General features: G+C 41.9%; 15 protein-coding genes and 3 tRNA genes. 15 read left to right on the forward strand and 3 right to left on the reverse strand.

Annotation, left to right across the window (positions count from 1 at the left end):
- Window positions 1–40 precede the first annotated feature (40 nt).
- From ACM0OR_RS08465 to ACM0OR_RS08475, 3 genes are all read left to right on the forward strand, one after another.
- On the forward strand, window positions 41–1,780 hold the full coding sequence (locus ACM0OR_RS08465; RefSeq protein ID WP_414575870.1) for a diflavin flavoprotein: 1,740 nt from the start codon (window positions 41–43) through the stop codon (window positions 1,778–1,780).
- 181 nt (window positions 1,781–1,961) lie between these two features.
- The gene (locus ACM0OR_RS08470) at window positions 1,962–3,674 is read left to right on the forward strand and encodes a diflavin flavoprotein (protein ID WP_414575871.1); all 1,713 of its coding nucleotides are present in this window, start codon (window positions 1,962–1,964) and stop codon (window positions 3,672–3,674) included.
- 232 nt (window positions 3,675–3,906) lie between these two features.
- Complete coding sequence (locus ACM0OR_RS08475) at window positions 3,907–4,152, forward strand: hypothetical protein (RefSeq protein ID WP_414575872.1); 246 nt, start codon at window positions 3,907–3,909, stop codon at window positions 4,150–4,152.
- 98 nt (window positions 4,153–4,250) lie between these two features.
- On the opposite strand, the gene ACM0OR_RS08480 is transcribed toward ACM0OR_RS08475, so the two are convergent.
- Together ACM0OR_RS08480 and ACM0OR_RS08485 are read right to left on the reverse strand one after the other, a co-directional pair.
- Window positions 4,251–5,030: a TrmH family RNA methyltransferase gene (locus ACM0OR_RS08480; RefSeq protein ID WP_414575873.1), complete on the reverse strand. Its 780-nt coding sequence runs from the start codon at window positions 5,028–5,030 to the stop codon at window positions 4,251–4,253.
- A 67-nt stretch (window positions 5,031–5,097) separates the two neighbouring features.
- A tRNA-Leu gene (locus tag ACM0OR_RS08485) sits at window positions 5,098–5,179 on the reverse strand.
- Between the two features lie 361 nt (window positions 5,180–5,540).
- Between ACM0OR_RS08485 and murA the strand changes: the two genes are divergently transcribed.
- From murA to ACM0OR_RS08540, 11 genes are all read left to right on the forward strand, one after another.
- Window positions 5,541–6,887 (forward strand): UDP-N-acetylglucosamine 1-carboxyvinyltransferase, encoded by a 1,347-nt coding sequence (gene murA, locus ACM0OR_RS08490; RefSeq protein WP_414575895.1) that lies wholly within the window; start codon window positions 5,541–5,543, stop codon window positions 6,885–6,887.
- Between the two features lie 159 nt (window positions 6,888–7,046).
- Window positions 7,047–7,922, forward strand: a complete 876-nt coding sequence (locus ACM0OR_RS08495) for a M48 family metallopeptidase (RefSeq protein ID WP_414575874.1) — start codon at window positions 7,047–7,049, stop codon at window positions 7,920–7,922.
- A 124-nt stretch (window positions 7,923–8,046) separates the two neighbouring features.
- Window positions 8,047–9,150 carry an alpha-hydroxy acid oxidase gene (locus ACM0OR_RS08500; RefSeq protein WP_414575875.1) on the forward strand — a complete coding sequence of 368 codons (1,104 nt, stop codon included), beginning with the start codon at window positions 8,047–8,049 and terminating at the stop codon, window positions 9,148–9,150.
- A gap of 163 nt (window positions 9,151–9,313) precedes the next feature.
- Window positions 9,314–9,397, forward strand: a tRNA-Leu gene (locus tag ACM0OR_RS08505).
- A gap of 32 nt (window positions 9,398–9,429) precedes the next feature.
- Entirely contained in the window at window positions 9,430–9,657 is a 228-nt protein-coding gene (locus ACM0OR_RS08510) for a hypothetical protein (protein ID WP_414575876.1), read from the forward strand.
- Window positions 9,658–10,609: 952 nt separating this feature from the next.
- Complete coding sequence (locus ACM0OR_RS08515) at window positions 10,610–12,061, forward strand: MOP flippase family protein (protein WP_414575877.1); 1,452 nt, start codon at window positions 10,610–10,612, stop codon at window positions 12,059–12,061.
- Window positions 12,062–12,086: 25 nt separating this feature from the next.
- On the forward strand, window positions 12,087–13,544 hold the full coding sequence (locus ACM0OR_RS08520; protein ID WP_414575878.1) for a Coenzyme F420 hydrogenase/dehydrogenase, beta subunit C-terminal domain: 1,458 nt from the start codon (window positions 12,087–12,089) through the stop codon (window positions 13,542–13,544).
- Window positions 13,545–13,550: 6 nt separating this feature from the next.
- The gene (locus ACM0OR_RS08525) at window positions 13,551–14,792 is read left to right on the forward strand and encodes a polysaccharide pyruvyl transferase family protein (RefSeq protein WP_414575879.1); all 1,242 of its coding nucleotides are present in this window, start codon (window positions 13,551–13,553) and stop codon (window positions 14,790–14,792) included.
- Between the two features lie 127 nt (window positions 14,793–14,919).
- Window positions 14,920–15,867, forward strand: a complete 948-nt coding sequence (locus ACM0OR_RS08530; protein ID WP_414575880.1) for a glycosyltransferase family 2 protein — start codon at window positions 14,920–14,922, stop codon at window positions 15,865–15,867.
- A gap of 5 nt (window positions 15,868–15,872) precedes the next feature.
- Window positions 15,873–16,952 (forward strand): glycosyltransferase family 4 protein, encoded by a 1,080-nt coding sequence (locus ACM0OR_RS08535; RefSeq protein WP_414575881.1) that lies wholly within the window; start codon window positions 15,873–15,875, stop codon window positions 16,950–16,952.
- 214 nt (window positions 16,953–17,166) lie between these two features.
- Window positions 17,167–17,238, forward strand: a tRNA-Gln gene (locus tag ACM0OR_RS08540).
- Between the two features lie 98 nt (window positions 17,239–17,336).
- Here ACM0OR_RS08540 and ACM0OR_RS08545 read toward each other — a convergent pair.
- Window positions 17,337–18,119 (reverse strand): ABC transporter permease, encoded by a 783-nt coding sequence (locus ACM0OR_RS08545; protein WP_414575882.1) that lies wholly within the window; start codon window positions 18,117–18,119, stop codon window positions 17,337–17,339.
- Window positions 18,120–18,320: 201 nt separating this feature from the next.
- On the opposite strand from ACM0OR_RS08545, the gene ACM0OR_RS08550 reads away from it, so the two are divergent.
- Window positions 18,321–18,944, forward strand: a complete 624-nt coding sequence (locus tag ACM0OR_RS08550) for an exopolysaccharide biosynthesis protein (RefSeq protein ID WP_414575896.1) — start codon at window positions 18,321–18,323, stop codon at window positions 18,942–18,944.
- The last annotated feature ends 7 nt before the right edge of the window (window positions 18,945–18,951 follow it).

The following is an 18,951-nucleotide window of genomic DNA, read 5'->3' on the forward strand; positions in this document are numbered from 1 at the left end:
AAACAATACTGTTTATTTGCGCTCGGAGACGAAGAAAATAATGGTAGCGATGTCTACGACCGGCAACGCCAACGCAGAAAATGTTCAGCATCGGCTAACTGTACAAACTGTAGAAATTGCCCCTAACACTACGGCGATTCGCTGTCTAGACTGGGATCGCGATCGCTTCGATATCGAATTCGGACTGCAAAACGGTACGACTTATAATTCATATCTAATTAGAGGCGAACAAACAGTTTTAGTCGATACTTCTCACCAGAAGTTTCGCCAACTGTATTTAGATACACTAAAAGGTCTGGTTAACCCCAAGACTATTGATTACATTATTGTCAGTCATACAGAACCAGATCATAGTGGTTTGGTGGAAGATGTGCTGCAATTAGCACCAAGAGCAACTGTTTTGGCTTCTAAAATTGCGTTGCAATTTTTGGAAGGTTTGGTACATGATCCATTTTCTAAGCGGATTGTCAAAAGTGGCGATCGCATCGATATTGGTAAAGGTCACGAAATCGAATTCGTGAGTGCGCCTAACCTCCACTGGCCAGACACCATCTTTAGTTATGACCGCAAAACCCAAACCATCTTTACCTGTGATGCTTTTGGGATGCACTTCTGTGACGATCGCACTTTTGATGAAGATTTAGAAGCGATCGAAGCTGATTTTAGATTCTACTATGACTGTCTCATGGGGCCAAATGCTCGTTCTCTCCTGAACGCAATGAAGCGGATGGGTGAACTGGGCAAGATTAATATTATCGCCAACGGTCACGGGCCGTTGTTGTATCATCACCTGGATGTCTTGACCGAGTGCTACCAAAGTTGGAGTCAAAGACAAGCCAAAGCCGAAACCACTGTTGGTTTATTCTACACCTCCGATTATGGATATAGCGATCGCCTTGGTCAAGCCATAGCTGAAGGTATCCAAAAAACTGGTCTGGGTGTAGAAATCATTGACCTCAGCACCACTGACATCCAAGAAATCCAAGAATTGGCAGGTAGAGCAGCTGGTTTAATTATCGGTATGCCGCCGACAACCTCCGTTGCAGCCCAAGCTGGTATTAGTTCTTTGCTATCTGTAATTAAAGATAAGCAAGTAGTCGGCTTGTTTGAATGCTTCGGTGGCGATGACGAACCGGTTGATACAATTCGCCGGAAGTTTATCGACTTGGGTGTAAAAGAAGCCTTCCCAGCCATTCGGATTCGAGAAGTTCCCGGTGCATCCACTTACCAAATGTGTACCGAAGCAGGTACAGACTTGGGTCAATTGCTGACACGGGAACGCAACATCAAGCAAATCAAAGCCCTTGATGTCAACATGGAAAAGGCTTTAGGACGGATTAGCAACGGGTTGTATATTGTCACCACCAAAAAAGGTGATGTTAGCAGCGCGATGTTAGCTTCCTGGGTAGCACAGGCGAGTTTGCAACCATTAGGATTCACCATTGCTGTAGCCAAAGACCGCGCCATTGATAGCTTAATGCAAGTAGGCGATCGCTTCGTCCTCAACGTCTTAGAAGAAGGCAATTATCAAGAACTGAAAAAGCACTTCCTCAAGCGTTTACTGCCCGGTTCTGACCGCTTTACAGGAGTGAGAACCCAAACCGCTAAAAATGGTTCTCCCATCCTCACAGACGCTCTAGCATACATGGAATGCGAAGTCCAAAGCAGCATGGAATGTAGCGACCACTGGCTTTTATACTGCACAGTCCAAGAAGGTCGTGTTTCCAAATCTGACGGATTCACCGCAGTTCGTCACCGTAAGGTAGGTAATTACTACTAAAAAAGCAGGGGAAGCAGGGAAAGCAGGGGAGGCAGAGGAGATTTTACCCCAATTCCCAATTCCCCATTCCCAATTCCTCATTCCCAATACTATGGATTTAAGCCGCTTCATCGAATCCGCAAAAAACTGGGCAAAGTCTACCCGGTTTTTACAATTTTTTGACAAACCTGAAAAAAAATCTATGAGCGATTCCAAGCCCCGTGACGTACAAGTTCTTCCCATTGCTACAGATACTAAAGTTCTCAGAGCGCGTAGTTGGTCACGTCTGCGGTTTGAAATTGAATATGCCTTAGAAAGAGGTACTACCTCTAACTCTTATGTAATCGAAGGTGATAAAACTGCAATTACAGACCCGCCTGCGGAAACTTTTACTGCTATCTATCTAGAAGCATTACAGCAGACGCTCAATTTGAAAAAATTGGATTACGTCATCCTGGGACACTTTAGCCCCAACCGTGTACCTACTCTCAAGGCTTTGTTAGCATTAGCTCCGCAAATTACCTTTGTTTGTTCTCTTCCTGGTGCAGCTAATTTACGGGCGGCGTTCCCCGATGACAGCTTAAATATCTTGGTGATGCGGGGGAAAGAAAACCTTGATTTAGGCAAGGGTCATGTGTTGAAGTTCTTGCCGATTCCTAGCCCCCGTTGGCCGGAAGGACTTTGCACCTATGACCAACAAACCCAGATTCTCTACACAGATAAGCTGTTTGGGGTGCATATCTGTAGTGATGATGTGTTTGATGACAACTGGGAATCCTTCAAGGAAGACCAGCGTTACTACTACAACTGTTTGATGGCCCCCCATGCTATCCATGTGGAAGCAGCATTGGAGAAGATTTCCGACTTACAGGTGAGAATGTATGCTGTAGGTCACGGGCCTTTGGTACGTACCAGTTTAATGGCACTTACCCAAGCCTACGCTGATTGGAGTCTAGCTCAAAAAGACCGGGAAATTTCTGTGGCGTTATTATATGCCTCAGCTTACGGTAATACCGCAACTCTTGCACAGGCGATCGCACTCGGACTAACTAAAGGTGGTGTAGCAGTCCAATCGATTAACTGCGAATTTGCCACTCCTGAAGAAATTCAGTCCAATTTAGAGAAAGCGGACGGCTTCCTCATCGGTTCACCCACCATTGGCGGTCATGCACCAACCCCCATTCACACCGCTTTGGGTATTGTCCTGAAGGTGGGTGATAACAACAAACTAGCTGGGGTGTTTGGTTCTTACGGCTGGAGTGGTGAAGCCTTAGACATGATTGAAGGTAAACTCCGCGATGCTGGATATCGCTTCGGTGTGGACACCTTAAAAGTCAAGTTTAAACCCGACGATGTTACCCTCAAGTATTGCGAAGAAGTGGGTACAGACTTCGCCCAAACCTTGAAGAAAGCCAAGAAATTACGTGTACCCCAACAAGCCGCTACCCCTGTGGAACAAGCTGTAGGACGGATTGTTGGTTCAGTTTGCGTGATTACAGCCAAGCAAGGCGAAGTATCTACAGGAATGCTGGGTTCTTGGGTATCTCAAGCTACCTTCAATCCTCCAGGTTTAACTGTGGCGATCGCTAAAGAACGCGCGATAGAATCCCTCATGTATCCCGGTGGTAAATTTGCCCTGAATATCCTCTCAGAAGAGAACCACGGCGAATATATGAAGCATTTCCGCAAAAACTTCAAACCCGGAGAAGATCGTTTTGCTAACTTCACCACTACAGAAGCTGAAAACGGTTGTACTGTGCTAACTGATGCCCTCGCTTATGTGGAATGCTCAGTTAGTCAGCGTATGGAATGCGGCGACCATTGGGTAGTTTACGCCACCGTTGACAATGGTAAGCTCATCAAACCCGATGATGTAACTGCCATCAACCACCGTAAAACGGGTAATCATTACTAAAAGCTAAATTGCTGAACAGTTAGACATTGTAGAGATGTTGCACTGTAACGTCTCTACAAATTTGTGTGTGGGTAAAATGTCTCTTGAGTTTGAAGGCTACCTGTTTAGTGTAGAAGTGTGTAAACTTTATACAGCAAATAGCTGTAAATATGATTTTAGATGGGCAAAATGTAAAATTATAGGCATTACAATTAACATCTAATTTGTCAATCAAAAATTTTAAATCAAAATTATGGAGCAAAATCAGCAACACAATCGCCGCAAGGCTGATCAAGAGTTGGAAGCAGCCCTAGAACAGTTGGAAAGTATCTTAACCGAAAGTGAGACTGAGGATGAGGCGATACCAGATATCTCTACGAGTAACGCCAATGCAGTCGACCAGAGTGAAGATGTGACTGATGCTGATTTAGCAGCATGGGAAGACGCTGTTGCTGATATTGAACAATATCTAGAAGGAAGAACAAAAAGTAATTCGTAATTCGTAATTCGTAATTACGTTTTGTAAAAGAAAGAATTTTGTAGGGACGGTTTCCGTCCACAAAATTTCCGGGTATTTTACTCAGCACTCCTCACTCCTCACACTCGCCTTTGTCGCTGGGCTTCATATAACATTAAAGCTGAGGTAATCGCTACATTCAAAGACTCTACGCCTGGACTGAGGGGAATTTTGACTTGCTTATCTGCCATTGTGGCTAAATCAGCCGACAAGCCAGCACCTTCATTTCCCAATAAAATCAAACTAGGTTTTTGCCAGTCTACATCCCAATAAGTTAACTGTGCGGTGGGTAAAGTGGCTATTACCTGCATACCCGCCTGCTGGCAATTCTGAACTGTCGTCTTTAAATCTTCACTTACCGACGTTGCTAGACGAAACCATTGTCCAGCCGAAGCACGCAAGACTTTAGGATTATCTAAATCTACGCTATCTTGACTCAACCACAAACCCGATGCACCAGCCGCAGCCGCCGTGCGAATCATTGTCCCTAAGTTACCAGGGTCTTGGATGGTTTCTACAGCTAAAACTATGCCAGTGTAGGGGGCTTGCTGTTGGTGTTCACTGCGTTTAGCGATCGCTACCACCCCATCTGGTTGTACAGTAGTAGCGATCGCACTTAAAACTTCGGGACTGACAATTTCAGCGCGATCGCATAAACTACAAGCTAAATCCCATAATTCTATATGGGCTGTTTCCCATTCTGGAGTACAACACACCACCTCTAGCGGGTAACTCACCGCACACGCTTCCTCAAGCAAGTGCGTCCCTTCCAATAAAAACAACTGCTGTCTATGCCGTTCCTTGGTAGAGTGCAGCTTGCGGATTTGCTTAACTAAAGGATTTTGTAAACTCGTTAACATCTGTAGTAGTGAATTAAGAATGCTGAGTGCCGAGTATTTCTTTCTCAGCACTCAGCACTTAAATTTATGCGGAACCCGGGACTTGAACCCGGAAGCCTTGCGGCACTAGAACCTGAATCTAGCGCGTCTGCCAATTCCGCCAGTTCCGCCTGCGGTTTGTATATCGACAATTTCTTATTATTACTGAATTATTTATATTTGTCAACTTCCTACAAAGGGATTAGCGACTGGTTATTAGTACAGCACGGTATAAATTAACTAAGCATTCCCAATCAACGAAACATTGACACTGTATTCATTTCGACTTACCCTCCGGGTTAGCCGCTTTCGCGTCTATGATTTTTGACTTTTGACTTCCCCGTAGTGATGCTAAGAGTTCAAAAGCTACTAAGAGAATGTTCAGTTGTGGGACAAAATAAAGACAATAATGTAGACAAATCAACTCTTTACTGTAGAATCAAAACCAACTTCTAACTTATAAAATTAAGTATTTATTTTGGAGGTAGACTTATTAATCCTTCTAGCAGCTTACCAGATGCTAAACCTGTTGTTGAAGTAGACTCCTCAGTCTTACAAATATGGGGTGGGCATCCTTTGCGGGGGCAGGTAAAAATTAGCGGGGCGAAAAATTCAGCTTTGGTGATCATTGCTGGAGCTTTGCTATGTTCAGGAGATTGTCGCATTCGTAACGTTCCCTTGTTGGCAGATGTAGAACGGATGGCTGAGGTAATCTCAGCGTTGGGTGTACGCCTAACTAGAGAAGCCGATATTTTAGATATCAATGCCAGTGAAATCACCACATCAAAAGCTCCCTATGAACTAGTTACCCAATTACGGGCTAGTTTCTTTGCCATTGGCCCACTTTTAGCCCGTCTAGGGGTGGCACAAATGCCATTACCAGGGGGTTGTGCCATTGGTGCTAGACCAGTTGATTTGCACGTCCGAGGACTGCAAGCAATGGGAGCCGAGGTACAAATCGAACATGGTATTTGTAATGCTTATGTTCCTGGTAGTAACGGTAGATTAAAAGGTGCGAAAATCTACTTAGATACTCCCAGCGTGGGGGCAACCGAAACCTTGATGATGGCGGCTACTCTAGCTGATGGCGAAACCATTATTGAAAATGCCGCGCGAGAGCCGGAAGTAGTTGATTTAGCTAACTTCTGTAATGCAATGGGGGCGAGAATCCAGGGTGCGGGGACTAGCACTATCACTGTTGTTGGTGTTCCCAAATTACATTCTATTGACTATTCGATTATTCCCGATCGCATCGAAGCAGGTACATTTTTAGTAGCGGGAGCTATCACGCGCTCAGAAATCAGCCTTTCCCCAGTAGTACCAGATCATTTAATTCCAGTGATTGCCAAACTACGGGATATTGGCGTAACCATCATTGAAGATGCACCAGACTGCTTACGCATTCTACCTGCGGGAATTCTCAAGGCAACCGATATCGACACCTTGCCCCATCCAGGTTTTCCCACAGATATGCAAGCACCATTCATGGCCTTACTCACCTTGGCGGAAGGCGACAGCATCATTAACGAATCTGTGTTTGAAAACCGCTTGCGTCATGCCTCCGAGTTAAACCGCTTGGGTGCAGACATCCGCGTTAAAGGGAATACAGCCTTTGTGCGCGGAGTGCCGATACTATCTGGTGCGCCAGTGATTGGGACTGACTTACGAGCATCAGCAGCGTTAGTTTTAGCGGGACTAGCTGCCGAAGGACAAACCACAATCCAGGGATTACATCACCTTGATCGGGGCTACGATCAAATGGATGTGAAATTGCAACAATTAGGCGCAAAAATCCAGCGCGTAAGTGAAGTACCAGTAGATACCGAAGCAGCGAATTAAGTGCTGAGTGCTGAGTGCTGAGTGCTGAGTGCTGAGTGGGGAATCTCACTCAATACTCATTACTCATTACTCATTACTCATTACTCAGCACTCATTGCTCAAATCGTTATACTAACTGTGGGAGGCTGTTGATATTTTGTTTTTCCAGCCGGCTAAATCATGTCTTTGCTTAAATCCTCGCTCATCGGTTTAAAAGCTGACTCGTTTCGTCATCCATTAGACTTGGAAGCAACCAAAGCTCTGAAGCAAATACCAGGTTTGGATATGATAGTCAGAAATTTGCTAGGGCCAATGGCAGAGCAAGTTTTTTATGTAGAAAATATTGCTTCTAGTGTTTTGGTAGGTGAACAACAACTATCGGAGTTACACAAACTCTTGTTAGAAGCTTGCAAGATTTTAGATATTGAACCACCTCAATTATATGTACGGCAACATCCTGCGCCTAATGCTTATACCTTTGCTATGCGGGGGAAGCAACCGTTTATTATGTTGCACACTTCTTTAGTTGATATGCTGACTCCAGAAGAAATACAGGCGGTAATTGCCCACGAGTTAGGACATCTGAAGTGCGACCATAGCGTTTATTTAACACCGGTTAATTTATTAATATTAGCGGCAGGAATATTACCTAATGTTGGGGCTTTTATTGCCCAAGCCATCCAAGCTCAACTTTTAGAATGGGTACGTTGTGCTGAGTTTACCTGCGATCGCGCCGCATTACTAGCCACCCAAGACCCCAAAGTGGTGATGTCCGTTTTAATGAAATTAGCCGGCGGTTCACCCACCCTCGCCCCAAAACTCAATCTCGATGCTTTTATTGACCAAGCTCGTGCCTACGATGATATTAGTAAAAGCGAACTAGGGGAAATGGTCAAATTAGCTCGTACAGCCGAATTAACCCACCCTGTACCAGTCCTCAGAGCCAGAGAAATTGACCGTTGGGCAAGTAGTCAAGAATACCAGTCCCTACTACAAACTCACGGACAAAAATACACCAGCGAAGTAGCACCCAAAGGCGGCTGGCGCAACTGGTAAACTCTAAGTGATAGGTGACAGGGGACAGGGGACAGGTGACAGCTTGAGTAGCTGCGATCTCTTGATCAGGCGATCGCACCTCAAAACAATTTAAGATGAATCTGGTTAACTCTTAATCGCCACCATGACAGCTGCCTCAAATCCCATCAATATATTTGAATATGAACAGTTAGCAAAAACGCATCTGTCAAAGATGGCATTTGACTATTACAGCAGTGGCGCATGGGATGAAATTACACTGCGAGATAATCGTGCTGCCTTTGAGCGAGTCAAACTAAGGCCGAGGATGCTAGTGGATGTCAGCCAAATTAGCCTGAATACTACAATTTTAGGACAAACCCTAGAATTCCCGCTTTTAATTGCACCGATGGCTTTTCAATGTCTGGCTCATCCAGATGGTGAATTTGCCACTGCAATGGCAGCTGCATCTGCCGGGGTGGGGATGGTATTAAGTACAATGTCCACTAAAAGCTTAGAAGCCGTCGCTGATATAGGTGCTAAGTTTCCCCATGCTTTGCAATGGTTTCAGCTTTACATCCACAAAGACAGGGGTTTAACTCGCGCCTTAGTAGAAAGAGCTTACGCCGCAGGTTACAAAGCTCTCTGTCTTACCGTTGATGCTCCCGTACTGGGACAGCGAGAACGAGACAGACGCAACGAGTTTGCCTTACCTCCAGGGTTACATCTAGCTAATCTTGCTGATATCTCCGGTTTGGATATTCCCCATGAGCAGGGAGAATCTGGTTTGTTTACTTATTTTGCCCAACAACTAGACCCGTCCTTAACTTGGCGTGATTTGGAATGGTTACAATCTTTATCACCACTACCTTTGGTACTGAAAGGCATTTTACGAGGAGATGATGCAGTGCGGGCTGTAGAGTATGGAGCTAAAGCCATTGTAGTTTCCAATCATGGTGGCAGACAACTAGATGGTGCGATCGCTTCTTTAGATGCCCTAGCTGAGATAATTGCAGCCGTAGACGGTCAGGTCGAAGTATTATTAGATGGCGGTATCCGTCGCGGTACAGATATTCTCAAAGCTTTAGCCATAGGTGCTAAAGCCGTACTAATTGGCAGACCTGTTTTGTGGGGACTAGCACTAGCCGGACAAGCTGGTGTGTCACATCTTATCTCACTACTACAAGATGAGTTAAAAGTAGCAATGTCCCTCAGTGGCGTTGCTCAGTTACAAGATATTGACTCTAGTTTAGTGACAGGTAACAGGTGACAGGAAAAAATACGTGTATAACTACATCCGAGTATTGATCCTCACTCATTACTCATTACTCAGCACTCAGCACTCACTACTCACTTTAGTGAAAAGCAAAAATTCTTGATTTACTCCTTGCATTAAATTCATTAAGTGACTATAATAGTAAAGTTGCACCCAAGGGCGGGTGGCGAAATTGGTAGACGCACCACACTCAAAATGTGGCGACCTTACGGTCATAGGAGTTCGATTCTCCTCCTGCCCACTGTCAATTAACTAAATCTCAAAATAAAACAGATGAGACTTAAAAGATGGGAATCTCCCCGTCGCGAAGGGAGAAACGATAAAGGTAGAGGCGGTTCTGCCAGGAAACGACAACTTAAAAAACAAAGACAAATGTTACGCCAGAAGCTCAAAGAAGCTAACAAGCAAGACAATCAGCAAAATAAAAAGAACAGGGAAGAGTTTTTCTTCCCTGTTCTTTTTATGCCGTTTTATCAGTGTGTAGGTAAGTTTAAAAATTAAAGCGTGTTAAGGAACTCCAAAAAGTAAATTATCCCTCCCCCTGCCCCTTGCCATAAAAGCGATGGGATATTTTTTTACTTGGAAGTCTCATACTATATTTTTACCTAAGTATTATTATTGAAATATTAAGGAAATTGTAATGCTTGTATGAACCAAGTGAGAAAAAACTAGAGAAAAAGATAAAGTAAATGTAAAGTTTATTGTGAAGGGTGTAACAATCATTAATCAGCTTGTAAGCTAGTATGCGGTTGCGAGTAATTATTACTAATACTATTTAGTAACTAAAAATCTCCGCTAAACCAAGTTTGTATCAGTGTGTTCCCCTAATAGCTATGTCAGTATCAAAATTATCGAACTATCTCAGCATTAACTGCTGTTTTTATAGGATTAAACTATCTATGGTGTCTATTAGTTAGTTTGAATCGCCTAAATTTTTTACTCCATACCCAATAATAATTCTCTCGGTGTTGTGATTTATGGTGCATAGCAACGCATATATAAGCTAGCTTAAGAGATTCTAGTTTTATGTTGCCCTGTGAGCATATTTAAACACTGGTTTTGTAGAAAATTATTGTATCTAATGGGTAGGGCAATTTTTTGCTGCAAAGGCTCTTATTTCTGTAGGTATAAGAGTTGTATACCGTAGCTTCTGCACTATAGCGTTTCCTAATCACATGAGGTATGTCATAGTCCTCTTCTCTCTTGCGGCGATGAGTTTGGGAGTTTGTTTCTTGTACCTAGCTTAACCGAGAAACCCTATATAGATAATGCAAGTCTCAGCAAAAAAATATGAGGAAAAATTGCCTTAACTAACTAGTAAGTCATGGCAGAAATAAAGCTAAATTTCAGAAATTAAAAAGCTCTAGATATCAGGCTTTTCGTGAAAAAGCAACTTAGCGGATTTTGGTTAAAAGTATCAAACTGTTAATCTATATCATGGGTAAAGCCTGTAATGGAATCTCCAAAAGCATCATCAAATTTACGTCGAAAAGCTCTTGTAGGTGTATTTTGGTCTGCAATTGAAAGTTGGGGTCGCCAAGTCATTTCTTTTGGCGTTTTTTTCCTATTAGCAAGATTGTTAGGGCCAGAAACATTTGGTTTAGTTGCTTTATCTAGTGTATGCTTAAATTTTTTACAGGTATTTGTTGATCAAGGTTTTTCACAAGCAATTATTCAAAGAAAAGAATTAGAGTCGGAACATTTAGATACTGCCTTCTGGACTAATTTAGGAATGGGTACTTTTCTAGCAATAATGACTATTGCTAGTGCCAGTTTAATTGGGTATTTCTTTAAAGAACCAGCAATTATACCAATTATACGCTGTCTATCTGTTACTTTTATCTTCATTGCTTTTAGTAGTGTTCAGAATGCTATTCTTCAGCGAAAATTAGCTTTTAAATCTCTTGCTAAACGTACACTAATTGGCGTTTTGATTGGTGGTATAGTAGGCGTAACTATGGCATTTAGGGGATTTGGCGTATGGAGTCTTGTTGCTCAACAAATCACAAGTAGCTTAGTACAAGTTTTGGTACTTTGGAAAGTGAGTGACTGGCGACCAGGATTACGGTTTTCACAACGCCATTTTAAAGAGCTATTTTCCTTTGGCATTAATGTCTTAGGAATGAATATATTTAACTTTTTTAATCGCCGCTCTGACGATTTCTTAATTGGGTATTTTTTGGGTTCAGTTGCTTTAGGTTATTACACTGTAGCTTATCGCTTGTTATTAGTATTAACAGAACTGCTCACTAGTATTATTGCTAGAGTTTCCTTGCCGACCTTTGCTAGATTACAAGAAGAACCAGAACGATTACGTAATGCACTATATCAAGCTATAAAACTCACAAGTTTAATTACCTTTCCCGGTTTTTTTGGCATGGTGATATTAGCCCCAGAAATAGTTAGGGTCGTATTTGGAGAACAATGGCTACAAAGTATTCCAGTAATGCAAATTTTAAACCTAATTGGTATTCTTTATGCTTATTTTTATTTCAATGCTTCTGTGATTATGGCAATGGGAAAACCTTCATGGAAATTAGCTTTAGATGGGGTGCAGGCTGTTAGTAATATAGTTGCTTTTGCCATAGCAGTTCAATGGGGAATAGTTGCTGTTGCTGCTGCTTACGTAATTAGAGGATATCTCATGGCCCCGCTTACTGTTTGGGTAGTCTGGAAATTAGTCCGCATTAATGTCGTGACTTATTTACGCCAAGGTGCTGCTCCTTTGGCTGCAACAATAACGATGTTAGGAACAATATTTGCAGTCAAGTATTTGCTTAGTAACATCGTAAATACTTCTGCAATGTTAGCTGTTGCTATCTTAGTTGGAGCTATAGTCTATATTTTGTCAATTTTCTTGATTGCACCGAAACTTTTTTGGCAAGTAGTTAATATTGCTCGTTAGACCAGCAGATACAGGACTTGTAAAGATGACTGAACAAATCACAGAAAAAATTAAACATCCTGAGATCAACCAGTTATTAGAAACTGTTATAGAGGGTGGTTATTGTGTTGGTTGTGGTGCGTGTGCCTCAGTTAGTGGCTCACCGCTCAAGATGGAATTAGACGCAGATAAAAAGTTGCAAGCAAGTATCGATACATTATCAAAACCAGCATTTTCTAGTCATTCAATACTATCTGTTTGTCCTTTTTCAAGCCAAAGTTTAAATGAAGACCAGATTAGCCAAGAAGTATTCCATAATGATTGCAAATATCACCATCAAATTGGTTATTATTTAGATACTTACGCAGGTTATGTTGCAGAAGATGATTACCGCGATCGCGGTAGTTCAGGAGGGATGGGTACTTGGATTGTGACTAATCTGCTCAGTCAAGGTTTAGTAGATGGTGTCATCCACATTCATCAACGCCATCCATCTCCCACTGACCCCAGATTATTTCACTATCAAATTTCCACAACTATAGAACAGGTACGCAACGGTGCTAAGTCCCGTTACTACCCAGTAGAAATGTCGGAAGTAATGCAGCTGATTCGGGAACAACCGGGACGCTATGCCATTGTGGGGATTCCCTGTTTTATTAAAGCTGTGCGTTTATTAATGCGCCAAGACCAGCTACTAGCCGAACGCATCCGGTTTTGTGTGGGTCTAATTTGTGGTCATCTGAAGAGTATGCGCTTTGCAGAAATGTTGGCTTGGCAATGTGGCATTGAACCAGGTAATTTACTAGCAATAGACTTTCGCAAAAAATTACCAGACGCAAACGCTAACCGCTACGGTGTGGAAGTTACTGGACTGCAAGCAGGTAAGATGGTCACTCACGTTAGTCCTGTCTATGACCTCTATGGTACAGATTGGGGTTTGGGTTTTTTCAAGTACAAAGCCTGTGATTATTGTGATGATGTCGTAGCGGAAACCGCAGATGTAACAGTTGGAGATGCTTGGTTACCTCAGTATGTCAAAGACAGTCAAGGTACAAATGTTGTGATTGTCCGTCACCCAGTCATTCAAGACATGATTGAGCGTGCGATGACTGCGGGAACATTGCAAATGGATCGGATTAGTGCAGATGAAGTCGCGCAATCACAAAAATCAGGCTTTCAGCATCGACGAGAAGGTCTAGCTTATCGTTTGTATTTAACTGAACAACGGGGTGACTGGTATCCGCAAAAGCGGGTGAAACCAAGTGCTAGCCATCTAAATAAAAACTTGCAAGCACGGCAAATCATGAGAGTTGCTCTAGCAGCACAAAGCCATCTTGCTTGTAAAAATGCTGTTGATGCTGGTCAATTTTCTGTATTTAAGCAGCAACTAGACCCCTTAGTGCAGAAATACAAACAGCTATATCAGGTGTCTTTATGGAAAAGAGTTGCTAGGCGTATTAAACGACTTTTGGTTAATTTGTTGGGTACTTTTAAAAGAGGTTAAACAGCCATGAAAGCAGCCATTACAGGAATCACTGGACTACGCAACCGAGGCGTTGAAGCAATGGTGTTAACTACTATTGAACAACTACGTCAACGCCAACCAGGACTTGCCGTCAGCATTTTCAGTGAGACTCCAGATTACGACGAAATTAGACTACAGCAGTACAACGTAGAATTAATCAGCGATCGCAATTTACGCCGCCTACATATAGTCAATCGCTGGCGCAATCAGCTTTCTCAGGTCTATAAGCCGATTGCACCTGCCTACAAAGATATTGCCCGGTTACTCTCAGACACATCCGTAGTGATGGCTTCTGGTGGGGATGTATTTGGTTCTGATTACGGTATACCTTTTCTTACCAGACAACTCAAACCATTAGTCTACGCCTTAGATGCTGGTATCCCTGTAGTGTTTCTGGCACAATCTATCGGCCCTTTCAAAACTGACGAAGAAGCTCAAATCTGGCTCAATGTGGCTCGTCACGCCAAGCTAGTCACTATCAGAGAAAGCCTTTCCTATAAATACGTCACAAAGGATCTAGGCTTGTCTCCAGAATTAGTTAAGCACACAGCAGACCCCGCTTTTCTATTACCACCAGCACCACCAGAAACTGTTGAGAACTTGTTGAAGTTATATGGCATTAATCAAGAACGTCCGGTAGTTGCTCTGGGGATTAGTCAAGGTATCAGCCGTTATACCCGCGCTGATTACGACAAACATACCAAAGTGTGGTGTCAGGTAATTAACATGATTCTGAACGAATTTGGTGGACAAGTTCTGCTGATTCCTCACGTCCATGATTACCGTCCAGAGAACGACGATCGCATCCTTGCGGGTGAACTGCTAAGACTTTTCAACTTCGATCCGCGTGTGCAGCTAGCTGGTGCAGAACATACTGCATCTGAGTTTAAAGGGTTGATTAGTGCCTGTGATTTGGTTGTTTCCGAACGGATGCACGCTGCGATCGCTGGATTATCTAGTGGTGTTTGTACTCTTCCCATTGGTTATTCTGTCAAAGCTGAGGGCATTATGACCGACATTTTGGGAGCAGAAGCAGTTCATAATGGCTTACTAATTTCCTTCCAACAGTTTCTATATACTGATACAGCTTGTAACACCATTCGTAATCTTTGGAGTAGAAGGCAAGAAGTCGCAGACCAATTAAAGATGAATCTACCTCAAATTAAGCAAAATACAGCTGCTAACTTCGACCTGATATCAAACATCTTGGCAGAAAAGACCAAGTAAATAACTCTGATAAAAACTCCGTATTCCTCCGTGTCAACCTCTGCGCGACTCTGCGTTTAAAAATAAAACATTGAGGATACTCCCCATTACTGATAGCTAAACCCAAAGATTGGAGTATTAATCAATAATGTCAACGAAAAAACTTGAGCCGAAAAATACTCCCAGTGTTGCAGTTATCGTGCCTTTGTATAACAAAGGTCAATATATTGCGAGGACACTCAAATCAATACTGAATCAGACATACCAAAATTTTGAAATCATTGTTGTTAATGATGGTTCTACAGACAACAGCCCAGATATTGTGAGTAGCTATCATGACCCTCGCATCAAATTGATTCACCAAGCTAATGTAGGGCCAGGTGCAGCACGTAATAGAGGTATGTCTGAAACTCAAGCGGATTTCTTATCATTTTTAGATGCAGATGATGAATGGTTGCCAAGTTTTTTGGCAACCTCTATCAAGCATCTACAGACAAATCCTGATTGTTTATTAAGTGTAACTGGTCATTTTCGAGGAGTGGACTGTACTAGTTGGCAACAACATTTGCCACATCTGAAAGTAAATCAAGGTGTTTGGCGTTTACCAACTAATACAAAACCAAAAGTAGTAAAATCTGCGATCGATTTGCTTCATTCCGGGGCTGTTGTTTGTGCAAGAAAAGTTATAGAAAAGTTTGGTGGGTTTTACTATAAAGAACGCTGTACTTATGGGGAAGATTCCTATTTGTGGCTACAAGTATTACTAAATTACCAAATTTATATAGATCCTACTCCACTAATGTGGCATCATACCGAAGCATCAGTTCTTGGTCATGGTCGCAAGGAGGCTCACCCACCTTGGCCAAAGCTGACAGATACAGCAACTATCAGAAAGAATTGCCCAACTGAATACCTTCCTCTTTTAGAGCATTGTCTAGCTTACTATGCACTTTTAGCAGCTGAACGCCGTATCCGTGCTGGCGATATTTTTACAGCACAAAAGCTGTTACAAAATTTCCCCCTAACTCAAACTTTTGGACTAAAAAATATTAAGACTCGTTGCCGTTTAAAGTTAACTCAACTTTTAAATAAATAATTCATATGGAACAAATAAAATCTATTTTTCTGCCTCGCGCTCTTGATGGAAATCCCTACCAAAACCAATTAATTTATAACTTAAAAAAATTGGGTGTTCAAGTAGAAATACAAAAACCTTTTTCTTCTTCTACTTTTTTCTTTCCGATGATTATCTCCCATTGGAAGCCAGATATTTTACACTTACACTGGCTAGAACCATCATGTATTGCACCAAATTGGTTTTTATCTTTACTGAAATCTATATCATTTTTAATTCAATTAGCCATACTAAAACTAATTGGTGTCAAGCTGGTATGGACTGTACATAATCTCAAGAACCATGATAATTCAAATCTGGTCTTAAATAACATATGTACCAAAACAGTGATCAAGTTTGCCGATGCAATTATAACTCATTGTGAAGCGGCGAAAGAAGAATTAATCAAACTGTTTTATGTCAAAAATCAAGATAAAATTTTTGTAGTTCCACATGGTAATTATCTAGAGTGGTACGAAAATAAAATTAGCAGAGATTTAGCACGAAAAGACCTAGATATAAAAACTTCTGAGACTGTATTTTTATTTCTGGGTTTAATTCGACCCTATAAGGGAGTACCTGAACTTATCGAGAGATTCAAGTGCTTAGATAATGATGATATTAGGTTAGTAATTGCTGGTAAAATTAACAGCCAAGATGCAGAGTTAACAGATTTAATTAACCAGAAAATTGCTGAAGACAAACGAATTAGTTTTATTCCCGGTTATATTGAACCTGAAAAAATTCAACTATATATGAATGCTTGTGATGTCGTCGTCTTTCCGTACCGAGATATTTTGACATCAGGAGCAGTTATGTTAGCTATGTCTTTTGGACGGGCTTGTATTGCTCCACGCAAAGGTTGTCTAGCAGAAGTTCTAGATGATCAAGGAGCATTTTTATACAATTTAGCTGATGAGAATGGCTTAACGCAAGCGATGAATGCTGCATTGCACAAACAACCGGAAATATTCGTGATGGGACAGCATAATCAGCAATTAGCTGAAAAATATAGCTGGAAAAATATTGCAGAACTAACTTTAGATGTGTATCTTTCTTGTCTCTAGATTATTGGATATTTTTCTGCGTATGATCTGTTTGGATTTTAACACCAGCCATGTGTTGTAAATTTGGCATTTCCATATTTTTTCGAGAATTATATAATCAATGGTTATACCTTAAATAAATATTTTTAATTATTTAAAATTATTGGCGAAATTTACATTTAAGGTACTTGACATTACCCCAGTACAACCTGCTATATTAGTAAAGTCAAATCTTTGGGGCGTAGCCAAGTGGTAAGGCAGCGGGTTTTGGTCCCGCCATCCCTAGGTTCGAATCCTAGCGCCCCAGTTTTAAAAGGAAACTTGTGAAAGGCTCATCCAATATAGATGGTGCTTTTTGCTTTGGATAAAAATTCTGTAAAGATACTGAAAATGTTAGCTTTGCTTTTAACTTGAAGCACTGGTATAGAAGCGCAAAGCAAACCGCCAGAATTTGGTAGATATCCAAAACAAGGCGGCTGCTAAAAATACCGCACCTATCAACCAGTGAATTTGCACCCGTCCTAACATCACTTCTGCTGGAACTGTGGTTAAAAATGCTACCGGAACTACAAAGGTGAAGAAAAAGCGGTAAGTTGCGGGGTAGGCTACCATTGGATATCTGCCTGCTTCCACTAATCCCCGTAACACCTCAGTAACATTGTAGATTTTTACAAACCAAATACTAGTTGCCCCCAACATAAACCAGAGGCTATAGAGAATTACCAAACCGCAAAATAATGGTATTAAACTGAGGAGATAGTTTTCTAATCTCAAACCTAGGCGTTTACCTGCGTAGCCAAGAATCATTATACCAAAAATTAAGTCTGGAACTCCCCAAGGGGACAGTGTATAGGTGGAAAGCCAGAACTGACTGCGAATAGGTTTGAGTAATATAAAGTCTAAAGTCCCTTCTTGGACATGGCGGACGATGCGATTGAGGTTAGCTGCAAGAAAGCTAGCAGAAAAGCCTTGTAGCAAAGTGAAAATTCCGAGAACTATCAAAGCAGCTTCCCATGACCAGCCAGTAAAAGTATAGCCAGTGCGATAAAACAAGAATAGCCCAAATAAACTGCCGCCCAAATTGCCTAAGCTGCTAAGGGTAGCGATAAAGAAGTTAACTCGATATTCCAATTCTGCGGCGATCGCAGTTGCCCAAAATAGTCTCAGAACTTTCCAATATCTTCTCATATTGCACCCGTAACCTAACACCCGCGATCTAAGTCAGTAACTTGATGTAATCTTAACAAGATTAATCCTGTTGAAAAAATTCTCGCCGCTAAGATATGGTATGCACATTATTTATACTGTAGGATTTAATGCCCTTTGAGAATGAAAGAGTCTTTTTTAAGTATCCCTGAATTAGTTAGACAGAGAAACATTACAGAATTTATGGCTAAACTCTCCCACGAATTACAACGTTATTTTTTTGAAGAAACCAGACCACAGAATGTGAATTTAGCAGATATTTTACTGCTAGCTGGAGAAAGGATTTTTGGGTTTCTATTGGTTGTATTGTCTTTACCGTCAGCTTTACCCATACCAGCACCAGGATACTCAGTCCCTTTTGGTATTTTGATTTTTATTTTAGCTATACAGATGATTATTGGTGCTAAAGTCCCTTGGCTACCGCCCAAAATGATGAATCATCCCATTAAACTAGAAACAGTCCAAGGGTTCTTGAAGGCGGGTATTCCTTGGTTGCGGAGAATTGAAGCGATCGCGCGTCCGCGTTTATCTTATATTTGTACTACCTTAGCTGGGAGAGTCACCCTTGGGATTGCGATCGCTTTAATGGCAATTTCGATGATGATACCCATCCCCGGCACTAACACCTTACCAGCAATGGGTGTGTTCGTGACTGGTTTTGGCTTATTAGAAGACGATGGTGCGATCAGTTTAGGGGGTTTAGTGCTGTGTGTAATGGGACTAATTTTAACTACTTCTATTCTGATGGCCTTGGCTTGGGGTGGCTCTAGTCTTCTAGATATTATCAAGACTTGGTTAGGACGGTAAGCGATCG

Source organism: Anabaena sp. CCY 9402-a (genome assembly GCF_963920945.1).
Taxonomy (GTDB): domain Bacteria; phylum Cyanobacteriota; class Cyanobacteriia; order Cyanobacteriales; family Nostocaceae; genus Trichormus; species Trichormus minutissimus.